This window comes from Peribacillus sp. P4_C12 (genome assembly GCF_056402095.1).
In genome coordinates, this window is sequence record NZ_JBFUIB010001156.1 from 1 (window position 1) to 602 (window position 602).

General features: G+C 35.9%; 2 pseudogenes. One reads left to right on the forward strand and one right to left on the reverse strand.

Features of this window, described 5'->3' with window-relative positions:
• Positions 1-103 (forward strand): annotated as a pseudogene (locus AC1DUW_RS31905) (DNA alkylation repair protein); the annotation flags it as partial.
• 171 nt (positions 104-274) lie between these two features.
• Here the strand turns inward: AC1DUW_RS31905 and AC1DUW_RS31910 are convergent.
• Positions 275-602, reverse strand: a pseudogene (locus AC1DUW_RS31910) (transposase); the annotation flags it as partial.

Consider the following 602-nt stretch of genomic DNA (forward strand, 5'->3'; position numbering starts at 1 on the left):
ACGGGACAAGAAAAAAAGCAGTTTCCTACTCGCTTCCGAAAGTATTCAAAAGGAAGTAGATAAAGGGCAGCTTGGTTTCAAACGCAAAAATGTAAGATGTTAAATAATAGCCTTGCATCGTGAACTATCTTCAATTATCGGGCACTTTAATGGAAGAAGGATCACAGAAATGATCAAACTTTTTTATAAAACTACATCTATTATTTTTGACCATGCCAAAAATCCCTCCAAAACACTTTTGGAAGGATTTTTCTCTGTTTCACAAAACCGTTAATTAGGATAAATCTAGCAACGTTTCTTTTCTCTTTAATAAAGCGTAAATCCAATGAAGCAACTTATTAATACAGACAACGATTGAAAATTTGACCGGTTTTCCTTCTGTTTTTTTCTTATCATTTTGTTACTTGAACTTCTTATGCCGCATAGTACGGCAAGATACAGAGAATGACGTAGTCTGCTCGAACCTCTTTTAGTCATACGATTAATGGTTGCCGTAAACTTACCCAGCGAAGGCAACCAGTTTTTTCGGATGATTAAAGCGATTGATTTCACCAATTTCAGAGATAATCGTGGCTGCGATTTTTTCTCCTATACCGGGAATC